Origin of the sequence: Ectobacillus soli, from assembly GCF_042610425.1 — a bacterium.
Lineage (GTDB): Bacteria > Bacillota > Bacilli > Bacillales > Bacillaceae_G > Ectobacillus.
Map to the genome: position 1 here is coordinate 1005005 of NZ_JBGJZM010000001.1, position 19765 is coordinate 1024769.

General features: G+C 36.6%; 19 protein-coding genes, 1 other RNA gene and 2 pseudogenes. 17 read left to right on the plus strand and 5 right to left on the minus strand.

From position 1 onward, the window contains the following. Nucleotides 1-18 precede the first annotated feature (18 nt). Nucleotides 19-666, plus strand: a pseudogene (locus ACAN53_RS05260) (ATP-grasp domain-containing protein); the annotation flags it as partial. Next, nucleotides 663-1046: pseudogene (locus tag ACAN53_RS05265) on the plus strand (solute carrier family 23 protein); the annotation flags it as partial. The pseudogenes ACAN53_RS05260 and ACAN53_RS05265, both read left to right, overlap by 4 nt. Before the next feature lie 49 nt (nucleotides 1047-1095). Here the strand turns inward: ACAN53_RS05265 and ACAN53_RS05270 are convergent. Continuing rightward, on the minus strand, nucleotides 1096-2217 hold the full coding sequence (locus ACAN53_RS05270) for a DUF418 domain-containing protein (RefSeq protein WP_379967767.1): 1122 nt from the start codon (nucleotides 2215-2217) through the stop codon (nucleotides 1096-1098). 317 nt (nucleotides 2218-2534) lie between these two features. Here ACAN53_RS05270 and ACAN53_RS05275 point away from each other — a divergent pair, with 317 nt between their 5' ends. The 8 genes from ACAN53_RS05275 (at nucleotide 2535) to ACAN53_RS05310 (ending at nucleotide 11068) form a co-directional block, all read left to right on the plus strand. Beyond that, on the plus strand, nucleotides 2535-3626 hold the full coding sequence (locus ACAN53_RS05275; protein WP_379967769.1) for a type III polyketide synthase: 1092 nt from the start codon (nucleotides 2535-2537) through the stop codon (nucleotides 3624-3626). Continuing rightward, on the plus strand, nucleotides 3623-4168 hold the full coding sequence (locus tag ACAN53_RS05280; protein WP_379967771.1) for an isoprenylcysteine carboxyl methyltransferase family protein: 546 nt from the start codon (nucleotides 3623-3625) through the stop codon (nucleotides 4166-4168). Before ACAN53_RS05275 ends, ACAN53_RS05280 begins: the two co-directional genes overlap by 4 nt. Before the next feature lie 406 nt (nucleotides 4169-4574). Then, entirely contained in the window at nucleotides 4575-8225 is a 3651-nt protein-coding gene (locus tag ACAN53_RS05285; protein WP_379967773.1) for a dynamin family protein, read from the plus strand. A 78-nt stretch (nucleotides 8226-8303) separates the two neighbouring features. Further along, entirely contained in the window at nucleotides 8304-8567 is a 264-nt protein-coding gene (locus ACAN53_RS05290; RefSeq protein ID WP_379967775.1) for a DUF2533 family protein, read from the plus strand. Nucleotides 8568-8580: 13 nt separating this feature from the next. Beyond that, nucleotides 8581-9417 carry a sulfurtransferase gene (locus tag ACAN53_RS05295; protein WP_379967777.1) on the plus strand — a complete coding sequence of 279 codons (837 nt, stop codon included), beginning with the start codon at nucleotides 8581-8583 and terminating at the stop codon, nucleotides 9415-9417. A gap of 90 nt (nucleotides 9418-9507) precedes the next feature. After that, nucleotides 9508-9684, plus strand: a non-coding RNA gene (ssrS, locus tag ACAN53_RS05300) — 6S RNA. 49 nt (nucleotides 9685-9733) lie between these two features. After that, nucleotides 9734-10600: a 5'-3' exonuclease gene (locus tag ACAN53_RS05305; protein ID WP_379967779.1), complete on the plus strand. Its 867-nt coding sequence runs from the start codon at nucleotides 9734-9736 to the stop codon at nucleotides 10598-10600. Between the two features lie 210 nt (nucleotides 10601-10810). Continuing rightward, nucleotides 10811-11068 carry a DUF6123 family protein gene (locus tag ACAN53_RS05310; RefSeq protein WP_379967781.1) on the plus strand — a complete coding sequence of 86 codons (258 nt, stop codon included), beginning with the start codon at nucleotides 10811-10813 and terminating at the stop codon, nucleotides 11066-11068. A 2-nt stretch (nucleotides 11069-11070) separates the two neighbouring features. On the opposite strand, the gene ACAN53_RS05315 is transcribed toward ACAN53_RS05310, so the two are convergent. Further along, nucleotides 11071-11964 carry a DMT family transporter gene (locus ACAN53_RS05315; protein WP_379967783.1) on the minus strand — a complete coding sequence of 298 codons (894 nt, stop codon included), beginning with the start codon at nucleotides 11962-11964 and terminating at the stop codon, nucleotides 11071-11073. Then, nucleotides 11957-12364 (minus strand): reverse transcriptase-like protein, encoded by a 408-nt coding sequence (locus ACAN53_RS05320; protein ID WP_379967785.1) that lies wholly within the window; start codon nucleotides 12362-12364, stop codon nucleotides 11957-11959. Before ACAN53_RS05320 ends, ACAN53_RS05315 begins: the two co-directional genes overlap by 8 nt. Before the next feature lie 272 nt (nucleotides 12365-12636). Here ACAN53_RS05320 and ACAN53_RS05325 point away from each other — a divergent pair, with 272 nt between their 5' ends. Both ACAN53_RS05325 and ACAN53_RS05330 read left to right on the plus strand, forming a co-directional pair. Next, nucleotides 12637-13293, plus strand: coding sequence for a reverse transcriptase-like protein (locus tag ACAN53_RS05325; protein ID WP_379967787.1), 657 nt, complete (start codon nucleotides 12637-12639; stop codon nucleotides 13291-13293). A gap of 3 nt (nucleotides 13294-13296) precedes the next feature. Further along, nucleotides 13297-13473, plus strand: coding sequence for a zinc-finger domain-containing protein (locus ACAN53_RS05330; protein WP_379967789.1), 177 nt, complete (start codon nucleotides 13297-13299; stop codon nucleotides 13471-13473). A 52-nt stretch (nucleotides 13474-13525) separates the two neighbouring features. Here ACAN53_RS05330 and ACAN53_RS05335 read toward each other — a convergent pair whose 3' ends face one another. Further along, nucleotides 13526-13774 (minus strand): DUF2564 family protein, encoded by a 249-nt coding sequence (locus tag ACAN53_RS05335; RefSeq protein ID WP_379967791.1) that lies wholly within the window; start codon nucleotides 13772-13774, stop codon nucleotides 13526-13528. Nucleotides 13775-13927: 153 nt separating this feature from the next. On the opposite strand from ACAN53_RS05335, the gene ACAN53_RS05340 reads away from it, so the two are divergent. From ACAN53_RS05340 to ACAN53_RS05360, 5 genes are all read left to right on the plus strand, one after another. Further along, nucleotides 13928-14659 (plus strand): YqcI/YcgG family protein, encoded by a 732-nt coding sequence (locus ACAN53_RS05340; RefSeq protein ID WP_379967793.1) that lies wholly within the window; start codon nucleotides 13928-13930, stop codon nucleotides 14657-14659. A gap of 147 nt (nucleotides 14660-14806) precedes the next feature. Next, nucleotides 14807-15469 (plus strand): LysE family transporter, encoded by a 663-nt coding sequence (locus ACAN53_RS05345; RefSeq protein WP_379970260.1) that lies wholly within the window; start codon nucleotides 14807-14809, stop codon nucleotides 15467-15469. Between the two features lie 15 nt (nucleotides 15470-15484). Continuing rightward, on the plus strand, nucleotides 15485-15775 hold the full coding sequence (locus ACAN53_RS05350; protein WP_379967795.1) for a hypothetical protein: 291 nt from the start codon (nucleotides 15485-15487) through the stop codon (nucleotides 15773-15775). Between the two features lie 288 nt (nucleotides 15776-16063). Then, nucleotides 16064-16408 carry a DUF485 domain-containing protein gene (locus ACAN53_RS05355; protein ID WP_379967797.1) on the plus strand — a complete coding sequence of 115 codons (345 nt, stop codon included), beginning with the start codon at nucleotides 16064-16066 and terminating at the stop codon, nucleotides 16406-16408. Then, nucleotides 16405-17955 (plus strand): solute symporter family protein, encoded by a 1551-nt coding sequence (locus tag ACAN53_RS05360; protein WP_379967799.1) that lies wholly within the window; start codon nucleotides 16405-16407, stop codon nucleotides 17953-17955. The genes ACAN53_RS05355 and ACAN53_RS05360 overlap by 4 nt, the downstream gene beginning before the upstream one ends. Before the next feature lie 167 nt (nucleotides 17956-18122). On the opposite strand, the gene ACAN53_RS05365 is transcribed toward ACAN53_RS05360, so the two are convergent. Then, entirely contained in the window at nucleotides 18123-19535 is a 1413-nt protein-coding gene (locus ACAN53_RS05365; RefSeq protein WP_379967801.1) for an amino acid permease, read from the minus strand. Between the last annotated feature and the right edge of the window lie 230 nt (nucleotides 19536-19765).

The window sequence follows — 19765 nt, forward strand, 5'->3', positions numbered from 1 at the left end:
GGAAAGAAGGAATTGTAGATGGCAAAGATTTATATTATTCATGAAAATGACGAATGGACGATTCATTTAACGAAACGCTTAGATGAATTGAAACTTCCATATGAAGTATTGCATTTAAATGCAGGAACAGTTGATTTATCTGCTGAGCCTCCAGAAGGAATTTATTATAGTCGTATGAGTGCCTCTTCTCATACTCGCGGTCATCGATATGCTCCGGAACTTGCTGGAGCCTATATAGCATGGTTAGAACACCATGGTAGAAAAGTGTTTAATGGTAGTCGCGCTCTTCAATTAGAGGTTAGTAAGGTCGCACAATATTTGGCATTAAATAAAGAAGGTATTCATACACCAAAAACTATTGCGGCAGTAGGTAAGGAACAAATAATAGAAGCTGCAAAGCAGTTTGAAGGACAGCCTTTCATTACGAAACATAATCGTGCGGGTAAAGGTCTTGGTGTACAATTGTTTCAAACAGTTGCTAGTTTGCAAGCATATGTAGAAAGCAGTGCATTTGAAGAACCAGTTGACGGTATTACGCTTATCCAAGAATATATACAATCATTGGGGTCATATATTACGCGTTGTGAATTTGTAGGAGGAACATTTGTATACGCAGTTCGCGTTGATACATCTGAAGGATTTCAGTTATGTCCTGCCGATGCGTGTCANTTTATATTTGTGGCGGACTCTTAATTATGCTCGGCTTTGTTCCGAAAATTGCAGCAGCCACGACAATTATACCGCCTTCAGTTCTTGGCGGAGCAAGCCTTGCTATGTTCGGAATGGTTATGGCATATGGAATGAAAATGCTTGGTAAGGTTGACTTTGCAAAGCAAGAAAACTTACTTATAGTCGCATGTTCGGTTGGAATTGGTCTTGGTGTAACTGCTGTTCCAACTTTCTTCGCAAAGCTTCCGGAAAGCATTCGGATTTTAACAGACAACGGCATTGTGCTAGGAAGCTTGACGGCGATTATTCTAAATCTCTTGTTTCATACAACATCCAATCAATCCAAGGCGAATCATGATGGAAAGTTAGCTTCTTGATTTTTATTCGTGAAATTTCAAATATTTTAAAAAACAACCCTCACCTGAATCAAATTAGTGAGGGTTGTTTTTTACGTCCATATGTTCCCCATCGCCATATATATTCGAGCGGTCCGTATGAAAAATGCGAGAGCCACCATTTACTAAAGAACACTTGGAGTATAAATACAAGGAAACAATAGGGAACGCCGATAGATAAAGGAAGCGTTCTAGAAGAAAAGAAGCCGCTAAAAAGGAATTGGGTTACAAGTGTTTGTCCAATATAGTTTGACAGAGCCATACGTCCTACAAACTGAAATGGATGAAGAAGTCGCTGCCATGCTTTGTGCTCCATTAGACGTAGTAGCGTGATAATGTAAAACAAACATAACGTTTTTCCGCTAAAGGAAACAAATGGATAGACTGTAGCTGAATAGTAAATGGTATGGTTATTAAAATAGGAAAGAATATAGTACCAGCTTGGTAATGTACATAGGAGGGCCACCATTTGTATTATTTGAAGAGGTCGTTTATAGTGACTAACCCGACGTAATACATCTTTTTTCCCTATATATAATCCAATAAGAAATAATCCAGCGATTTCCGGAAGGTAGACAAGATTGGAAGTCATATTTTCTCCAAAAAATTTGTAAAAGCGAGTACTTACGTATAGCCATTGAAAGCTCGGAATAGGCATTGCTGTTACCATTGTATTCTCAAGGGGTATGAATAGGGTGAGCATGGTGAAAAGTATAAATAAACATTGCATAGTAATTGCTGTAACGAGAATCGTTTTAGTACTTCTATGTATATATAGGAGAAGGACTAAACCAAATAAAGCATAGGAATGTAAAATATCACCGCTCCAAAATAAGATATAATGAAGAGCCCCAAATATAAATAGAGCGACTAAGCGTCGTATATAAACTAACGGAGCGTCGTTTCCCTTTTCTTTTGCTTTTTTCATAAAAATAGTAAAGCTAAGACCAAATAAAATAGAAAAAATGGTATAAAACTTTGTTTGGATAAATAAATCATAAAAACAGCGTGTATAAGCATCCAATCCTATATAGCCACGTTCTTGTTCCAGTGTCTCGACCCCGACCATGGTGGGCCAATTGACAAAGAAAATACCAAAAATGGCAAACCCACGAATAACATCCAAACTAGCAATTCGTTCTTGCGTGCGCAAATAATCCTCTCCTCCTTACTTCGACAAATCCATTATATCAAGAGAACCTATTCATCATATATGTAATAAATCAATCCTCATTTCCTTATTTCCAATAAATCTTCCAATTATTTTCACTATTGGATTCAGACTACTACGGTATAATAAGAAGGCACAACAAAATAGGTATCACTCCTTTGAACTGGCAGTTCATTACGGAGAAGCTCCCATATTGGGAGCTTTTTTTTATAAAATGCAAGTAGATTGTGCTTTTCATGTATACTTTTACATCCTTTGAACATAGTAAGAACAATTATGCAGAGCTAGGAGTGAAGAGTATGCCAAAGATCGTATCTGCTGGAATTTGTCCTCCGCCTCATGAGTTCACACAGCAATCTGTAGAAAAATTCGTTTCTCATTTATTCGATGGTTCTTTCAAAGATATGGGAAGGCTACTGAAAGTTTTTGCAAATGGACAAATTGAAAAACGTCATTTTACGAAGGATTTAGCATGGTTTAAAGAAGAACATACGTTTGAAGAGCGAAATGATGTATACATAGAATATGCTGTTGCTTTCGGGGTAAAAGCCATTCAAAATTGCTTACAAAGTGAACGTTTCTTAAAGGAGTTTGTATCTGTGGAGGAAATTGACGCCTTTTTCTTTATTTCCTCTTCAGGTCTTGCAACGCCAACCATTGATGCGAGAATTATGAATATATTGCCATTCTCTTCGCATACCAAGCGAATTCCATTATGGGGACTAGGCTGTGCTGGAGGAGCAGTAGGTTTGTCTCGCGCATTTGAGTACTGCCAAGCATTTCCGAACGCAAAGGTCATTGTGCTAACAGTGGAGCTATGTAGTCTTACCTTTCAACGTAATGATAAATCCAAAAGTAATTTAATTGGGACGTCCCTATTTGCTGATGGTGTCGCCTGTGTTTTTATTACAGGAGATGAGGTATCTATTTCCTCTGCCCTACCTGTGTTACCAATATTCAAAGGATCTCAATCCACGTTAATGAAAGATTCCGAAGATGTAATGGGCTGGAATATTCGAAATAATGGTCTGCATGTCATATTTTCTAAAGACATTCCATCTATTATTCGTAGTTGGCTTCGTCCAAATGTAGTCCGTTTTTTACATGATAAAGGGTTGGAATTACAGGATGTTTCACACTTTATTGCTCATCCAGGCGGGAAAAAAGTGCTAGAGGCGTATGAAGATTCTCTTGGAATGAGCTTGGAGCATACGCGAGTTTCGTTTGAAGTACTGAGGGATTATGGCAATATGTCATCTGCAACCTTACTTTATGTAATTGAAAGATATTTGTCGTTAGTGAATGAACCAGGACAATTCGGTTTACTTGCTGCGTTAGGACCTGGGTTTAGCTCTGAACTGCTGCTAGTTGAATGGGAGGAAGTTGGATGATTTTCTATTTCTTTTTCTCATTTTTCATATTGCAACGAATTGTAGAGTTGTTCATTGCAAAGAAAAATGAAAGAATGATGAAAAAGAAGGGGGCGATAGAGTTTGGAAAAAAGCAATATGCTGTTATTGTCCTGTTACATATCACCTTTTTCATCTCATATCTAAGTGAAGTAATGATTTTTCATAAGGGACTTTCAATCCTTTGGCCCTTATTGATAATAGCATTGTCTTTAACACAACTGCTCAGATTATGGGTAATTGTTTCTCTAGGAGAGCGGTGGAATACTAAAATTCTAGTTCTTCCAAAGAAAGATGTTGTTGTAAAAGGTCCCTATCGATTGATTCGACATCCAAATTATGTAGTTGTCGTGTGCGAATTTTTACTTATTCCTCTTTTTTTCCAGGCCTATGTAACAGCAATCCTGTTTAGTTTATGTAATGTATATATTCTTTTTATAAGAATTCGTGAAGAAGAGAAAGCACTACTAGAGATGACAAATTATGGACAAAGATTCACAAACATTTCGCGATTTACGCCATAATATATATTGATAATCATTCTCTGTAATGCTATAATACAAACAAGAAATGATAATCATTATCAAAAAGGGTGATAAATATGGTAATCGCTTTTTTAACAGGAACGGTAGTTGTATATTCGGTGCTAACAACAGTGGTTTTAAAACGAGTTTCTCACTAATTTATAGATAAAAAAGGATGAAGCAAAAGAATTTCTTTTGCTTCATCCTTTTTCGTATATGTCAGCTGAACAAAACCCTCTGCCCTCCGGAGCTTACAAGCCGATTAAGCTTTACTTTTTATTTTCTCGAAAATTTAGTAAGATAGAACATAAGTGAAATATTTTAGGTGGAAACGGTTACGTTTTCGAATATGGGGAGATACGTTTTTGAACTCGGCGTGTCATCTTAAGTAAAGGGGAACGGGTAGATGGTACAAATTGCGAATTCACAAGTACAACAAATGTTGTACTTGTACGAGATGATGAAAAGTAAAGGGGATTTGGAAAATAGTAAACGGACCCATGAGGTTATTCAAAAATATGTGCAGAATGAGTTTATGATTGCATTTTGTGGACATTTTTCAGCTGGAAAATCAACAATGCTAAACGAATTGTATGGGAAGGATTTACTTCCTACGAGTCCAATCCCAACGAGCGCGAACGTTGTGAAAATTCAGCGCGGGCACAATCGTGTTGTGATCACATTAAAATCAGGTGTTAAACATTCCTATGAAGGCGCATACACCGATGAACAGTTAAAGCAGCTCTTTAAGAATGGAGAGGAAGTTATTGGTGTACACATCACGAGAGAAGATGCATCTCTTCCGGATGGTGTGATTCTCGTTGATACGCCAGGGATTGATTCAACTGATGACGCACATAAGATAGCAACGGAATCAGCGCTTCATGTGGCAGACGTTATTTTCTATATGATGGATTATAACCATGTTCAATCACAGGTGAATTTACAATTTGTGAAGGAACTTAAGGAACGGAATAAAACAGTATATTTAGTTGTAAATCAAATTGATAAGCACAAGGAAGAAGAATTGTCCTTCTCTCTCTATATGGATAGTGTGAAACAATCGTTTTTAAATTGGAATATTCATGTAGATGGTATCTTTTATACTACGCTTCGAAGTCCAAATCATCTCTATAATGAAATCATGCAATTAAAACAATTATTAGCATCCATTATGGAAAAACGAACGGATTATTTAGAAGAAAGCGTGCATCAAGAGATAACGTATTTACTTCAGGAGCACGAAAAGAGCATTCGTAAAAGTCTTGAAAACAATGAGTATGATGTATCATTGCAATCTGTTGAGAATACAGAACGGGCGTTACAAGAAAATTATGCTAGAAAAAACGAGTTACTGCAAAAAGAAGAGAAAGTAAAAGTGCAATTTGCAAACGAATTGGAGCATATTTTGCAAAATGCGTATCTACTTCCTTTCGATGTACGTGCGTTAGCAGAAAAATATTTAGAAACAGAGTTGACGAATTTTAAAGTAGGTATCCTTTTTTCAAAGGCAAAAACAGAAAAGGAAAAGGAACAAAGACGCACTGCATTTTTTGAAAAGATTAGTCAAACAACTGAAACACAGCTAGATGTACATGTAAAACAATATATATTGTCCTTTTTACAAGCTTATGATATTTACAATGAGGAACTTGGAAAGGACGTATATAGCCTTTCTACTACATTTACAGCCTCTTTATTGACAGAAGCAATTAAACGAAGTGCAGGTTTATCTGGAAACTACGTCCTGACGTATACGAACGATGTTGCCGCCGCAATTAAGTCCATCATTCGCACTAAAGCGAATTCTTTTCTCGAACAAGTCCTTCCTATTTTACATGAAAAGTGGGAAATAGAACTGGCTGAAGTGAATGATCATATACGTGAAATGGAGAAGGAATATAGTGATAGAACAGAAGGTAGAGAAAGCCTGCATATTGTTACGACTTATTTACAAGATTTGTTTGATGTCTGGGAAGGTCGTAAGCAAATTGAACCGCTCTCACTTGCTTTGCTAGAAGAGGAAGAAGTTATAGTAACGGAGCACCCGTTATTCGTAAAAGAAAATGACATCGTTGAAAACCAAGAGCCAGAAATCATAGAAGAAGTCATCGAAAAAAAAGGAACGGCACAAGAACGCGTAAGAGTTATTACGAATTATATTCGCGAAGCAGAATCTATTATCCAACCATTCTCTGCACTGCGTCATTTATATGAGGAAATAGAAGAAAAACGTCGCCGCGTTGATACAAAGCAATTTACGGTTGCACTATTTGGAGCATTTAGTGCAGGAAAATCATCCTTTGCTAATGCCTTGCTTGGAGCTAAGGTCTTACCGGTTTCACCAAACCCTACGACTGCAGCTATTAATAAAATTGTTCCTGTATCACAGGAGCATCCGCATGGAAGCGTTACGATTATGGTGAAATCTGCAACAATTTTATTCGAGGATTTACAGCGGATTTATAAATTATTTGAAAAGCAAGTCGCAACGCTAGATGATGCAGTCAGAGGTATTGATGATCTCCTTAAGCATTCCTCACCGAGTGCACGTCAGAAAACAACACTAAGCTTTTTGCGAGCTGTACAGACAGGTTACAGTACATTTGCTGATAAACTTGGACAAAAAATTACAACGGATATGAGTGAATTTTCATCCTATGTTGCAAATGAGGAAAAATCATGCTTTGTGGAATTTATGGAACTTCACTATGACTGCGAGCTAACTCGTAGAGGAGTTACGATTGTGGATACGCCCGGAGCAGATTCTGTGAACGCACGTCATACGGATGTTTCCTTTCAATATATTAAAAATGCAGATGCCATATTATTTGTTACTTACTACAATCATGTATTCAGTCGCGCTGATCGTGAGTTTTTAATACAGCTTGGACGTGTAAAGGATTCATTTGCAATGGATAAAATGTTTTTCATGATTAATGCAGCTGATTTAGCAGCAACGACAGAAGAACTTCAAACAGTTAAGGATTATATTCGTGGACAGCTTTTACAATATGGAATTCGTAATCCACGTTTATATCCTATATCAAGCTTATTTGCACTAGAGGAAAAACTTGGAACAGTTAAAGAAAAGGGAGCATATGGAGTTCTTGAAACATCAGGCATAGCAGCATTTGAAGAAGCATTCACTACATTTATTATGCGCGATTTAATGCTAGTTTCTCTTTCTTCCTTACAATCAGATGTGAAATCTGCACACAATTTAGTAGCTAGTATCCTCGCAAACGCGAAAGCTGGTAATGAAGAAAAAGAGGTAAAACGTAAACAATATAAACAAGAGCACGCATCGATTATTAAAATGATTTCAAACTATAGCGTGCTAACGGAAGAACAAGCGCTCGTTCAGGAAATACGTGAGCTTCTCTTTTATGTTAAAAAACGAGTTATGCTCCGTTACAATGATGTATTTATTGAATTCTTTAACCCAGCGACCTTGCGCTCAGATAAAGGTGACATAAAACAAATTCTTTATAATTGTGTGGCAGAGCTTGTTGATTTTCTTAAAAATGACCTTATGCAAGAAATGAGAGCAACCTCCCTTCGCATAGAAAATTGGATGCAAAAAAAGCTACAATTTTCATCTGAAGGATTGCAAAAAGAATGTTTACAAATTTCAGATGGTGTTCCTTTCACTAAGGGAGAGGATTTCACCATTGCATCCGTCACACATACTGAACCATTTCAAAAGCTAGAGTTAAATCAATTTAAAAAAGCTATGTCGTATTTTAAAAATGCAAAGAGCTTTTTCGAGAAAAATGAGAAAGTATTGATGCAAGAAGAAATGCAGGAAGTTTTAGACGGGCCGATGGATTCTTATGTTCAAGACGAAGAGGAAATGATAACCGTCTACTATAAGAAAGAATGGGAAAAAATATGGCAAACGACGAAAAAAGAATTACAAGAGGATGTTACAAAATACTATGAGGGAATTGTTGCTGCTCTTTCGGAACATATTGATGTATCGTCCTATGAACTTGCACAAAAAAAGCTACATCTTATTATTACAATGATCGAAAAAGATATAAACGTGCTATAATAATCTCAATATATAGGTGCTATAGAAATAAAATGTATCCATTTCAAACAAACATATGATCTAGAAGAGGTGATTATAATGGAAGTACATGAAGCAATTTCAAGTCATTCACAAAAACAACATACACTCGTATCAACCTTTTTCAAATTAGATAAACAAAGAGAAGAAGCAATTAGCACAGCAGTCACACAATGTCAAAAAGGAAATAATTTTTCAGTTGAACCTATAAATATAGTAACTAAAAAAATAAATGAACTTGCGAAACAAGGTATTGTTCCAAATCGTCAGCTTGTTACAAATGAAATGGTAAAGGAATATGTTGGTCGTCTATCACAAGGATAAGGGGGAGTATGAATTGAGTCATGTACTCGATGTACAATGGCTAGCCGAGAATCTTCAAGATGATGGCTTGCGAATAATTGACTGTCGATTTCAAATGAATGATCCATCTTGGGGAAGAAAACAATATCAGGATGGACATATCCCACATGCAGTATATTTTGATTTAAATGAAGATTTATCAAGTGAAGTACAGGCTCACGGTGGACGTCATCCGTTACCTGATATGGAGAAATTCTCTCAAAAACTAGCTGAAGCCGGTATAGATGAACATACAACGGTTATAGCGTATGATAGCGAAGACGGTGCAATGGCTTCTCGTCTTTGGTGGTTACTTACGTTTCTTGGCCATAAGAAAGTTTTTGTTTTAAATGGGGGATGGCCACTTTGGCTGGATCGAGACTATGATATATCTACAGAAGTACCTGTCTTCTCTAAAAAGACATACATTCCCAACCTACAACGAGACTATGTTGTAGGTATGGAGGATGTGAAAATGCGCATTCTAGAGGGAAAAGATTTTACCCTTATCGATTCGAGAGAGCCGGAACGGTATAAAGGGAATGTTGAGCCCATCGATGCAAAGGCTGGGCATATTTCAACTGCTGTAAACTACTTTTGGAAAGAAGGAATTGCTGCAGATGGAACCTTTCGAAATAAGGAAGAACAATTGCTTCGATTTTCCCATCTTGATAAAGAAAAAGAAACAATTGTTTATTGCGGTTCAGGTGTAACTGCCTGCCCTAATGTGCTTATGCTACAAGAAGCAGGATTTTTAAATGTAAAATTATATGCAGGAAGCTGGAGTGACTGGATTTCTTACGAAGATAATGAGATTGTAATAAATAAGTAGATTGTTTATTTTGTCGATATTTGAAATTAAATAGTATAGATTAGATATTTTACAGCCATGAAAAAGTATGATATTATATGGACAAATAGTTTAGTCCTGCAGTGTTCGTGACTAATTTATGTTTAAATCAACGTTATTTCTACGGAAGCTCGATATTTAAAAGCTGACGTCAAGCCTTGATTAAGGAAGATGAAGACTTTTGTGAGGGCATCCACCTGCTAGGGCGGGTTTTTGGACATATGTGGTGACGGCACAGGCGGGGAATTAACTTAACCTTACGTAAAACGTGAGGTTTTTTATTTTGGGGGGAAATCAATTGAAGAAAATTTTACTCGTTGATGGCATGGCTTTACTGTTTCGAGCCTTTTATGCAACGAGCGTTTATGGACAATATATGAAAACGAGCAGTGGTGTTCCCACAAATGGAATCCACGGATTTCTCAAGCATTTGCTTACGGCTGTGCAAAAAATTCAGCCTACCCATGTGATTGCCTGTTGGGATATGGGGAGTACGACCTTTCGTACGGAAGTATTTTCACAGTATAAGGCAAATCGTGGCGAAGCACCAGCGGAATTAAAACCTCAATTCAGCCTTGTAAAAGAAGCGACAAGTATGTTGCAGATTCCGAATATTGGCTTGGTTGGCTATGAAGCAGATGATTGTATTGGTACCCTGTCGAAACTTTACGATCAGGACGGTGAAGTATTCGTCCTAACAGGAGATACAGATTTATTACAGCTCTCTGATCACAGTACGACAATTATGCTAATGCGAAAGGGAGTAGGAAATTACTCTTTCTATACTCCGGATGATATTTTTTCAGAAAAAGGCGTGCAACCATGGCAAATTGTACATGCAAAAGCATTTATGGGAGATACAAGTGACAATTATCCAGGCGTACGAGGTATTGGTGAGAAAACTGCGTATAAGCTTATTCAACAATTTCAATCGGTACAAGGAGTTTTAGATAACTTACATGTTCTTTCAAACGTACAACGCATAAAAATTGAGAGCGATATGGATAATCTGATGCTTTCTCTTCATCTTGCGAAAATTCAATGTGATCTGCCAATCTCGTGTGAACTAGAGCAAGCATCGGTTACAATGGATACAAACAAACTATCGCGTATTTGCACTGAATTAGAATGGAATCGTCCGCAATCATTGCTAACATTATTATAGTAAAGAATGCAAATGAGCATAATGCTAGCTCGTTTGCATTCTTTTTACAGCCTTTCTAATCAGGAAAGCCTTCCTTTTGATGGAAGTGTATCAAGAGGGAAGCCCTTTTTAAAGGTGAGTTGTCTTTTATATATGTAAAAATCCTAATTGCTTTTGTTATAGATGTGACGTTATGATGATAAAGGGATATTTGAAAAGGGATGAGGCTTCGTGAGAACGATAGAATACATATACTTTTTGCATGCAAAAGGATTTAGACTGTCAAAAGATGCCCTTGGATTTATTGAATTTGGACAGAAGTATACGGCATCCTCTGATGAATTAGTAATTGTTGCAATTGAAACTACTCTTAAACACCAACGAAATTTTGATGGAAGTTATTTTATTGCATTACTAGAACGTCTTCATCAAGAAAACATTTCAGATGTAAAGCAAGCACATGCGTTTTTTCGTAAGCTTGAAGGATAAGCTTACGCAGCGGCCTGTGGTTTCTTTCTTTTGGTAGGTAATTCTGCGAAAATCATACCAAACAAAATACATGAACATCCAATCAGTGCAGATGTAGAGAGAATTTCATTTGCGATAATTACTCCTGTTAGAGCTGCAAACACAGGTTCCATCGAAAGAATAATTGCGACTCGGGTTGGTGAAGTGTATGTTTGGGCTACTGTTTGAATGAGAAATGCAAGGGCTGTTCCCATAACAGCTGTAATAAGAATGGCAAATACAAAGGATGGATTACTCCATACAGCTACAGAAAAGATACGATGGTAATCTTCAAAAAAGATTGCACAAATGGATGATAATATACCTACTGTTAGTATTTGAATGGTGCTTAAAAAAAGTGGAGAATATTCTTTTGAAAAAATACCATTTATGATAATGTGCAATGCAAATGAAACCGCACAGAATAACACAAGAATATCACCCTTTTGTAAAGCAAATGAACCATCTGCTGTTAGAAAGAAAAGACCAATGGTTGCAATTCCAACACCGAAAATTGCAAATAAGCTCGTTTTATGGCGAAAGAAAATATAAGAAAATAAGGGAACCATCACAACGCTTAATCCTGTTAAAAATCCAGCCTTGGATGAAGTCGTATACAGCAATCCGAAGGTTTGAAACAAATAACCGCCAAATAAAAATACTCCAATTCCAATACCAGGACCAAGTTTCACGTTTTTTTCCTTATTGGGGGAAAAAGTGTGAGCCAACAGTAGAATCAATCCTGCAAAAAGAAATCGAACGGCGTTAAATGTAAAGGGCTCTATTAAAGAAATCGCCTTCTGAACAACTACAAATGTTGTTCCCCATATAAAAGTAATAAACAATAATCCGAAATGAGCAAAAACGACTTTACGCATTTGTCTCTTCTCGTCCGTTCATCAATATGGCTTTTCGAGCTAGCTTGTCAGCCACTTTATTTTGTTGGCTTGGAATCCATTTTAAGAAAAATAAATCGAATTGTTCAATAAGATGAAGAGCTCTTTGTAGAAGGGGAGAAAACGTCTTATTTTTTACATGTTTATTTTCAATTGCACGTTCGACAAGCTGCGAATCTGTGCGAACCGAAATAACCATATAGTGATGTGCTAAGCAGTAGTTTAATGCAGCAAGCAACGCTTCATATTCTGCTTCATGATTACTCATGACACCTAACGGTTTAGATAAAAAAACGGGTTTCTCAATTCCTTTAATAAAAATACCTGCTCCAGATGGCCCTGGATTTCCTTTTGATGCGCCGTCAATATATACTTCAATCAATGTATATACACCTTCTCTTTTATAAAATCCCATTTAATTTAACATAAACATAAATAAGAAATATGTTTTTATATCATTATAACAATGAATATGAAAACATGAACACAAAAATAAATAATCGTGAACAAATTAGCTATATGTTGGTTGCTTTTTACATGTAACTTTGTATGTAAGAATGAAGGTATTATACAATATAAAAAAGAACAAATAAGAATGCATTCTATTTATGGATAAGCAGTGAATAGAGTAAGACGTGAAAAAGGGGTATTTAGATGAGATATCAAATAATTTGGACATATAAACGAAATCAGTTGGAAACAGTATTGCATTCTGACTATATGACGTTAGAACAGTCATTGTTGGTTGCAGCTGATTTTGAAAAAACAGGACGTGTGAAAGAATTAGTTTTTTGTGATGAATTCGGATCAAACTGGACGAAAAAAGAAGCGACAAAGCTAGGAAAACAAGTAGAGGAAGAACCACAGGAAATCATTCTTTACTTTGATGGTGGGTATGATGTACAGACAAAGCAAGCAGGCGTTGGGGCGGTACTGTATTATACAAAAAACAAAAAGACATTTCGTTTGCGGCGTAACTTTAAATTTTATGAGCTAGACAATAATAATGAAGCAGAGTATGCAGCATTATTATTTGGCTTACAAATTCTTGAGGAATTGAATGTAAACTATCAGATTATTACATTACGCGGCGATTCCCAGGTTGTATTGAATCAGTTAGCTGGTGAATGGCCATGCTATGAAGAAAGCCTAACGAACTATATAGATCGTATTGAAAAGAAGCAGGAAGTAGGACGGTGGAAATTTGTATATGAACCCATTTCACGAAAAAATAATCATGAAGCTGATCATTTAGCAACACAAGCACTTCAAGGGACGATTATTGATAGTCATGCAATTGTGGAGGAATAGGCAATGAGGAAAAAAGAACTCATCGTTGAAATAAATGAACTGTTGGACACATATTGTACGGGCTGTTTTTTAAACAGTTATTTTCGAAAAGAATATGGTAAACACTATGCCCAAACATTTTGTATTAAGAAATGCACAGTCGGTGAAAAATTAAAAACGTTTGGGAAAGAACTGTCCTAAAGAAAATGCAATATTCCTAAGTGGAGATTAAAAAACCGCCATATTGGCGGTTTTATTGATTAGCTTCTAATAATTGTTTTTCAATTCGGGTAAGTCTTTTTTCCTGACTTCGAAGGTAATGTTCATCTAACTCTGTGGCTGTAGCCTTTACAAGGTCTAACTGTTCTTTTGCTTCACTCACGGAAGTAGCAGCGTGTTGTAAGAGCTCAGGATCCATAGTAACAGTAGCAGATCCAACCATTTTTTCGGCAGTCTCAACCTTTAGAAAAATCTGTTCTAAATCTGTAAAAGGTTCACTCATACAGAATTCCTCCTTCAGTATATAGTATCTATAGTGTTGTCTCTAAAGGAGAAAACCATACATTTTTAATGCCTATAGAGTGGAATTGAAAGACATAGTATAGCTTTCTTTATAATAAGTTTAGTTATGAAAGTGATAAAGGGAGGTATACATATGGTTGGAAATAAGCATTCCGTTCTTTTAGACAGACAATCTATTTATAATCGCAGGGATATTCCTAAATGGTTGGTGGATGAGTTTGAAACATTTTCTACGATTGTTGCTGATCCTACATTTCCCTGCTATTTTGGAATGACAGCATTTAAACGAAATGAATTACGATATTCGTATGTTGAAAGTAAGGATTGGAGTAATCTTCCGTCAACGCTTTTAGAGTTTTTACAGTTAATCGAACAACAGCCACTTGTACGTCGTGGGTTATTTTTATTTGTAGAGCCAGAAACAGAAGAACGGTCTCTTTCTTATTATCGCGATTATTTTTGGAATTTGCTTCAGTTTTTGCATGAGAAAGACAAACAGCCTTGGCCTAGACAGATTCCTGTAAATCCCGATCATCATTTATGGGAATTTTCTTTTGGAGGAGAGCCGATTTTTGCGTTTGGAAATGCACCTGCCTATAAAAGGCGTAAAACGAGACATCTTGGTCGCTCGCTTGTGATTGGTTTTCAACCTCGTATTATTTTTGAAGGGCTAGAAGGGAATAGACCGAGTGGTGCCTATTCAAGACAAACAGTAAGAGAGCGCACAGAAAAATGGGATGGACTTCCGAAGCATCCTAATATTAGTCATTATGGTGATTCAGATCATCGTGAATGGAAGCAATACTTTATTGGTGATGATAGTAAACCGATTGAAGGGTCTTGCCCTTTTCATTTTAAAGAATAAACAAAAAAAATCATCATATAGAGCAAAGTGATGTTGTGAGGAATAAATCCTGCGAACATCACTTTTTTTGTATAGTTTACCAGTGATAGGCAAACGCTACACGTATGTTTTTTACCAGTTCTATCTAGAAGACAAGCATCATCTACTATCAATATCAAGTATAGAAAGGAATGGGATATGTTAGTTGCAATTATTCAACAAGTTGTACTCGGTATATCATTAGCGGCTCCTGTAGGTCCAATCAATATTGAAATGGTAAAGCGTGGTATGGCAAAAGGGTTTTGGCATGCATGGGTTGTTGGATTAGGAGGTATGACTGCAGACATTTGTTTTATGCTTCTCATCTATTTTGGGCTTTCCACTTTTTTTATGAGAACGAATGTCCAGTTTTTTATGTATGGACTAGGATTTTTTTTCTTATTACATTTAGGTTTTACAAGTATAAAACAAGGGATTTTTCATCGTGAAATGGAATATATTAAAGATACAGTAGGCAACATTCGCCAGTCGTATACAACCGGTTTTTTGATTGCATTGTCGAACCCGTTAAATTTAGTATTTTGGTTTGGTGTATATGGCAGTACATTAAGCACCTTACTTACAGAAGTAAGTAGAACCAAAGCAATGCTCTACAGTCTCTGTATACTTGTGGGAATTGTTCTATGGAACTTGAATATTGCATTTACAGTTCATTTTGGCCGAACGCTCTTGAAACCGAAAATGCTTGGATATGTAACTGCAGTAGCAGGTATAATATTAGTTGCCTATAGTATTCATTTTGCCTATAAAGCAATGCAGCTTTTCAACTAAAGGGAGGATACATGTATGTATCGAACTATAATCTTCGAACGAGAGATTCTTATTAAATTATCATCGAAGCTCATAAAAGAAGTAGAGGATCGCGCCCCTATCTATTATGCTGTACTATCTATTGTAGAAAATGTACTTAGGCATGAACAGAAAACTAGTTTTGCAGTTGTACACGAAACGTTAGGTTTAATTATTGGAGAGGTTGTTCAGGCAGATATAGTTGTATTTTCAGTGGAATATATTATCGATAAACATAATTTGTATACTTTTAATCAATTCCCAGAACACGTACAAAGAGCGAATTAGAATGAAATATTAAAAAAAACTCGGAAATGATGTCTATATAGAAATCAAAATATGCCGCAGATATGCGGTTTTTTTTATGCAACAAGGAGTTTTGATTACAAATTAAGGTAAAAATGGATGTGATACGGAAATTGTCGAAAGAAAACCCTTTCAAAAGAAGGGAGTATCCAATAGAATGAATATAAGTTTCAGAATATTGTAACATTTTAAGTGGTTACGTCGAAGAGGGGGGAATATTTCGTTGTAAGGATTAGTTCCGAAACATAATAAAAGGGAGGAATGTTCACTATGGCTGTGAAGAAAGAATTTCAAGAGGAAATAAATGAAAATGATTACACGAGAGTTGCTGCTTCAAGAGAATTTAAACAGCTACTTCAAGTAAAGAAAAAATTTATTGTTCCTATTACCCTATTCTTTTTAAGCTTTTATTTTTTGCTCCCTATATTAACGTCATATTCCAAAATATTGAATACATCAGCAGTTGGCGCCATTACTTGGGCATGGATTTTTGCGTTTGCTCAGTTTATTATGACGTGGGCACTTTGCATTGTGTATAGCAAAAAAGCACGGACTTTTGATCGTTTGTCAGAAAAAATAGTAAAGCAATTAGATGATGGGAGGGATACGCAATGAATATGACAGCCTTTGGATTATTTTTAATTATAGTTCTTGGTACTTTGGTCATAACGTACTTTGCATCTAAAAAGACTAAAAATGCAAGTGAATTTTATACAGCTGGTGGGGGTCTTACTGGTTGGCAAAATGGACTAGCTATCGCAGGTGATTACATGTCTGCTGCTTCATTTTTAGGAATTGCAGGCGCAATTGCACTTGCTGGATTTGATGGATTTTTCTATAGCATTGGCTTTCTAGTTGCTTATCTTGTGGTGTTATATTTGGTTGCTGAGCCACTCCGTAATTTAGGAAAATATACACTTGCAGATATGATTGCAGCACGATTTGATGCTAAGAAAGTACGCGGAGTTGCGGCAATGAATACAATCACTATTTCGATTTTTTATATGATTGCACAATTGGTAGGGGCAGGGGCTCTTATCAAACTATTACTTGGAATTGATTATACAACTTCAGTTCTTATCGTTGGTACGTTAATGACTGTTTATGTTATTTTCGGTGGGATGCATGCTACAAGTTGGGTACAAATTGTTAAGGCTGTATTATTAATGATTGGTACATTAGTAATTTCTCTAATTGTATTTGCAAAATTTAATTTTAATGTGATGGATATGTTTCAAGCAATGTCAACTGCTACGCCTTATAAGGAATCATTCTTAAATCCAGGTATTAAATATACAAATGGGCTAGATACGATATCACTCAATATAGCTCTTGTTTTAGGGACAGCAGGTCTTCCACATATTCTAGTTCGTTTCTTTACGGTACGAGATGCAAAAACGGCACGTTCTTCCGTAGTATATGCGACTTGGTTAATCGGATTTTTTTACATTTTGACTGTTTTTCTCGGTTTCGGGGCAGCAGCGTTCGTCGGACATGATGCAATTGTGTTAGCAAATCCTGCTGGTAATATGGCGGCTCCGCTTCTTGCAAAAATGGTAGGTGGGGACTTCTTATTTGCTTTTGTTTCTGCAGTAGCTTTTGCCACGATTCTGGCTGTAGTAGCAGGGCTTGTATTAACGGCTGCTTCCGCCTTTGCTCATGATTTTTATAGTGAAATTGTCCGTGGTGGAAATGCAACAGAAAAGGAACAAGTGGCAATGGCACGATATGCTTCCATTGGGGTGGCAGTACTTAGTATTGTACTCGCATTGTTTGCACAAACACTTAATGTAGCCTTTCTCGTAGCTCTAGCATTTGCAGTAGCAGCAAGCGCAAATCTTCCAGTTATTTTATTCACAATTTATTGGAAACGCTTTAATACAGCTGGAGCTATTACGGGAATGATAGTAGGGCTCCTTAGCGCTATTATCGTTGTTGCGATTGGTCCAAACGTTTGGAATCCGGTTGCGGGTAAAGCAATTTTTGTTGGAACACCACTTATTTCATTATCGAATCCAGGGATAATTTCTATACCACTTGGTTTTCTTGCAGCTTACCTTGGCACTGTATTATCGGGTAAAAAGGAAAGCGAAGCGAAGTTTGATGAAATATTAGTAAAATCCAATACTGGTCATGGAGTAAGTGATGCATCAGCACATTAACTCAAGTAAAGGGTGATTTTAATCTTTAATAAAGAATGAGAGAAAGTCCTTGCTGAGGAAATGTTTTACTTTATAATAAAAACGTCCCCTTTTTTAGTTAGAAGGGGACGCTTTTATTTCATCGGATATTTGTAATGGTTTTAAAATCATTATATAAATTAGGAAGATTACGATGCTGTATTTATGTCCTTGTTTTGTACATTGCGATTACGCATGAGAATGGGATAGAATAGCAAACCAATTACAAATAATCCTATTCCAAGCATGAATGTTTTCAGATCTGCTGTACCAGTTTTAATAACCCAAATGGAATAAACTAGGGCAATTATTACAATGATTCCATCCTTTATACGTGCACCCATTGACTTATATGTTTCTCCCGTAATAACCAGTTTTAACTGGTAAAGGGAGCTTACAAGGTAAGGGATTAGGTATGCAAGTGTTGCAACGATAATAGCAAAGTTATAGGCTTGTCCAACTGTACCTGAAATAGTAGAAAATAGAAAAACTTGTGTCATTATGTTCGTAATAGTTAACGAACGGATTGGACTACCTCCTTTATTTGTCTTTGCAAAATACATAGGAAATAGTTCGCTTTTAGCAGCTTGATACGGAACCTCCGCACTAACGACAATCCAACCTACTATCGACCCAAACAATGAAATGAGAGCGAGAATAGCTAGAATGGCCGCACCGTTAGGTCCGATTGCCGTGCTAAGTGCATCAACTAGCGGTTTTTGAGAATCGCGTAACGCTTGTTGTGATAGTGCTCCCATTGTTAGCAGAGTAATGCCAATATAAATAATAATTGCAATCAAAAGTCCAATAAGTGTAGCTCGTTTTACATCTTGTTGCGATTTTGCACGGTTTGAGAGCATAACGGCTGCTTCGATACCAATAAATGCCCATAGTGTGGAAATGGCCGCACCGTTTACTTGCCCACTAAGTGAAATAGTTTCACCTGAACTGTTAACAAATGTGCTTCCAGAAACATTGGCAACGTTAAAAATGAAAAGAGTAAAAATGATAAATAACCCAAATCCGAGTACTTTCGCTGCTGTAGCAACAAAGTTAATTTTGCCAGCACTCGTAAAGCGAGTTGCGAGTATCCATTGTAATCCCCAGAGAAGGGCAGAACATACAATAAACGTTGTTAAATTACCACTATGCACTTCAAGTGATCCAATAGAAAATAAGACCGTCTTTGAAGATAATATTGGGAAAAATGTTGATAAATATCCCGCAAATGAAATAATAATAGATGCGGTAGCTGGCCAATTGGCTGCCCAATATCCCCATGCGACACTAAATCCTGCAGTGCGCCCCATTTTCTTAGACGCGAACATTGCTTGTGCATAACTTTGCGGACCAGCTTTTAAATCAGGACGTCTTATTGCCAAATTTCCAAAGACAAGAGCAATCATTAATACTCCAAGTCCAGTTGTAAGCCAAGCAATTGTTGATCCGATTGGACTTGCTACTTGAGCCATATTTGCTGGTAGCATAAAGATACCACCACCAACCATGTTTCCTACTACAAATGCAGTTAAGACCCATAATCCCCACTTTTTATTTTCCATGTTTGTCTCTCCTTTGTTTGTACACATATCCCCTAAAAAGTAAAAGCCATGAAGGCAAAAAATACCTACATGGCTTTATAGAAGCGTGTAGGTACAAATGGGAACAACCCTTGTACCTACACGTAATAGTTACGTTAGGTTCAAGGGTTATATATGGCGATGAAGTTGTGTGAATGTAATCAGACGGTTCATTTTTGTAATCTCCCTAATAATAGAATCAATCTTTATCG

What these genes read in the sequence shown, in the direction of transcription:
- ACAN53_RS05290 (WP_379967775.1), top strand. Translation starts at nt 8,304, where the DNA reads ATGGAAGTACATGAAGCAATTTCAAGTCATTCACAAAAACAACATACA.
- ACAN53_RS05280 (WP_379967771.1), top strand. Translation starts at nt 3,623, where the DNA reads ATGATTTTCTATTTCTTTTTCTCATTTTTCATATTGCAACGAATTGTA.
- ACAN53_RS05325 (WP_379967787.1), top strand. Translation starts at nt 12,637, where the DNA reads ATGAGATATCAAATAATTTGGACATATAAACGAAATCAGTTGGAAACA.
- ACAN53_RS05360 (WP_379967799.1), top strand. Translation starts at nt 16,405, where the DNA reads ATGAATATGACAGCCTTTGGATTATTTTTAATTATAGTTCTTGGTACT.
- ACAN53_RS05340 (WP_379967793.1), top strand. Translation starts at nt 13,928, where the DNA reads ATGGTTGGAAATAAGCATTCCGTTCTTTTAGACAGACAATCTATTTAT.
- ACAN53_RS05335 (WP_379967791.1), bottom strand. Translation starts at nt 13,774, where the DNA reads ATGAGTGAACCTTTTACAGATTTAGAACAGATTTTTCTAAAGGTTGAG.
- ACAN53_RS05350 (WP_379967795.1), top strand. Translation starts at nt 15,485, where the DNA reads ATGTATCGAACTATAATCTTCGAACGAGAGATTCTTATTAAATTATCA.
- ACAN53_RS05285 (WP_379967773.1), top strand. Translation starts at nt 4,575, where the DNA reads ATGGTACAAATTGCGAATTCACAAGTACAACAAATGTTGTACTTGTAC.
- ACAN53_RS05315 (WP_379967783.1), bottom strand. Translation starts at nt 11,964, where the DNA reads ATGCGTAAAGTCGTTTTTGCTCATTTCGGATTATTGTTTATTACTTTT.
- ACAN53_RS05275 (WP_379967769.1), top strand. Translation starts at nt 2,535, where the DNA reads ATGCCAAAGATCGTATCTGCTGGAATTTGTCCTCCGCCTCATGAGTTC.
- ACAN53_RS05365 (WP_379967801.1), bottom strand. Translation starts at nt 19,535, where the DNA reads ATGGAAAATAAAAAGTGGGGATTATGGGTCTTAACTGCATTTGTAGTA.
- ACAN53_RS05330 (WP_379967789.1), top strand. Translation starts at nt 13,297, where the DNA reads ATGAGGAAAAAAGAACTCATCGTTGAAATAAATGAACTGTTGGACACA.
- ACAN53_RS05355 (WP_379967797.1), top strand. Translation starts at nt 16,064, where the DNA reads ATGGCTGTGAAGAAAGAATTTCAAGAGGAAATAAATGAAAATGATTAC.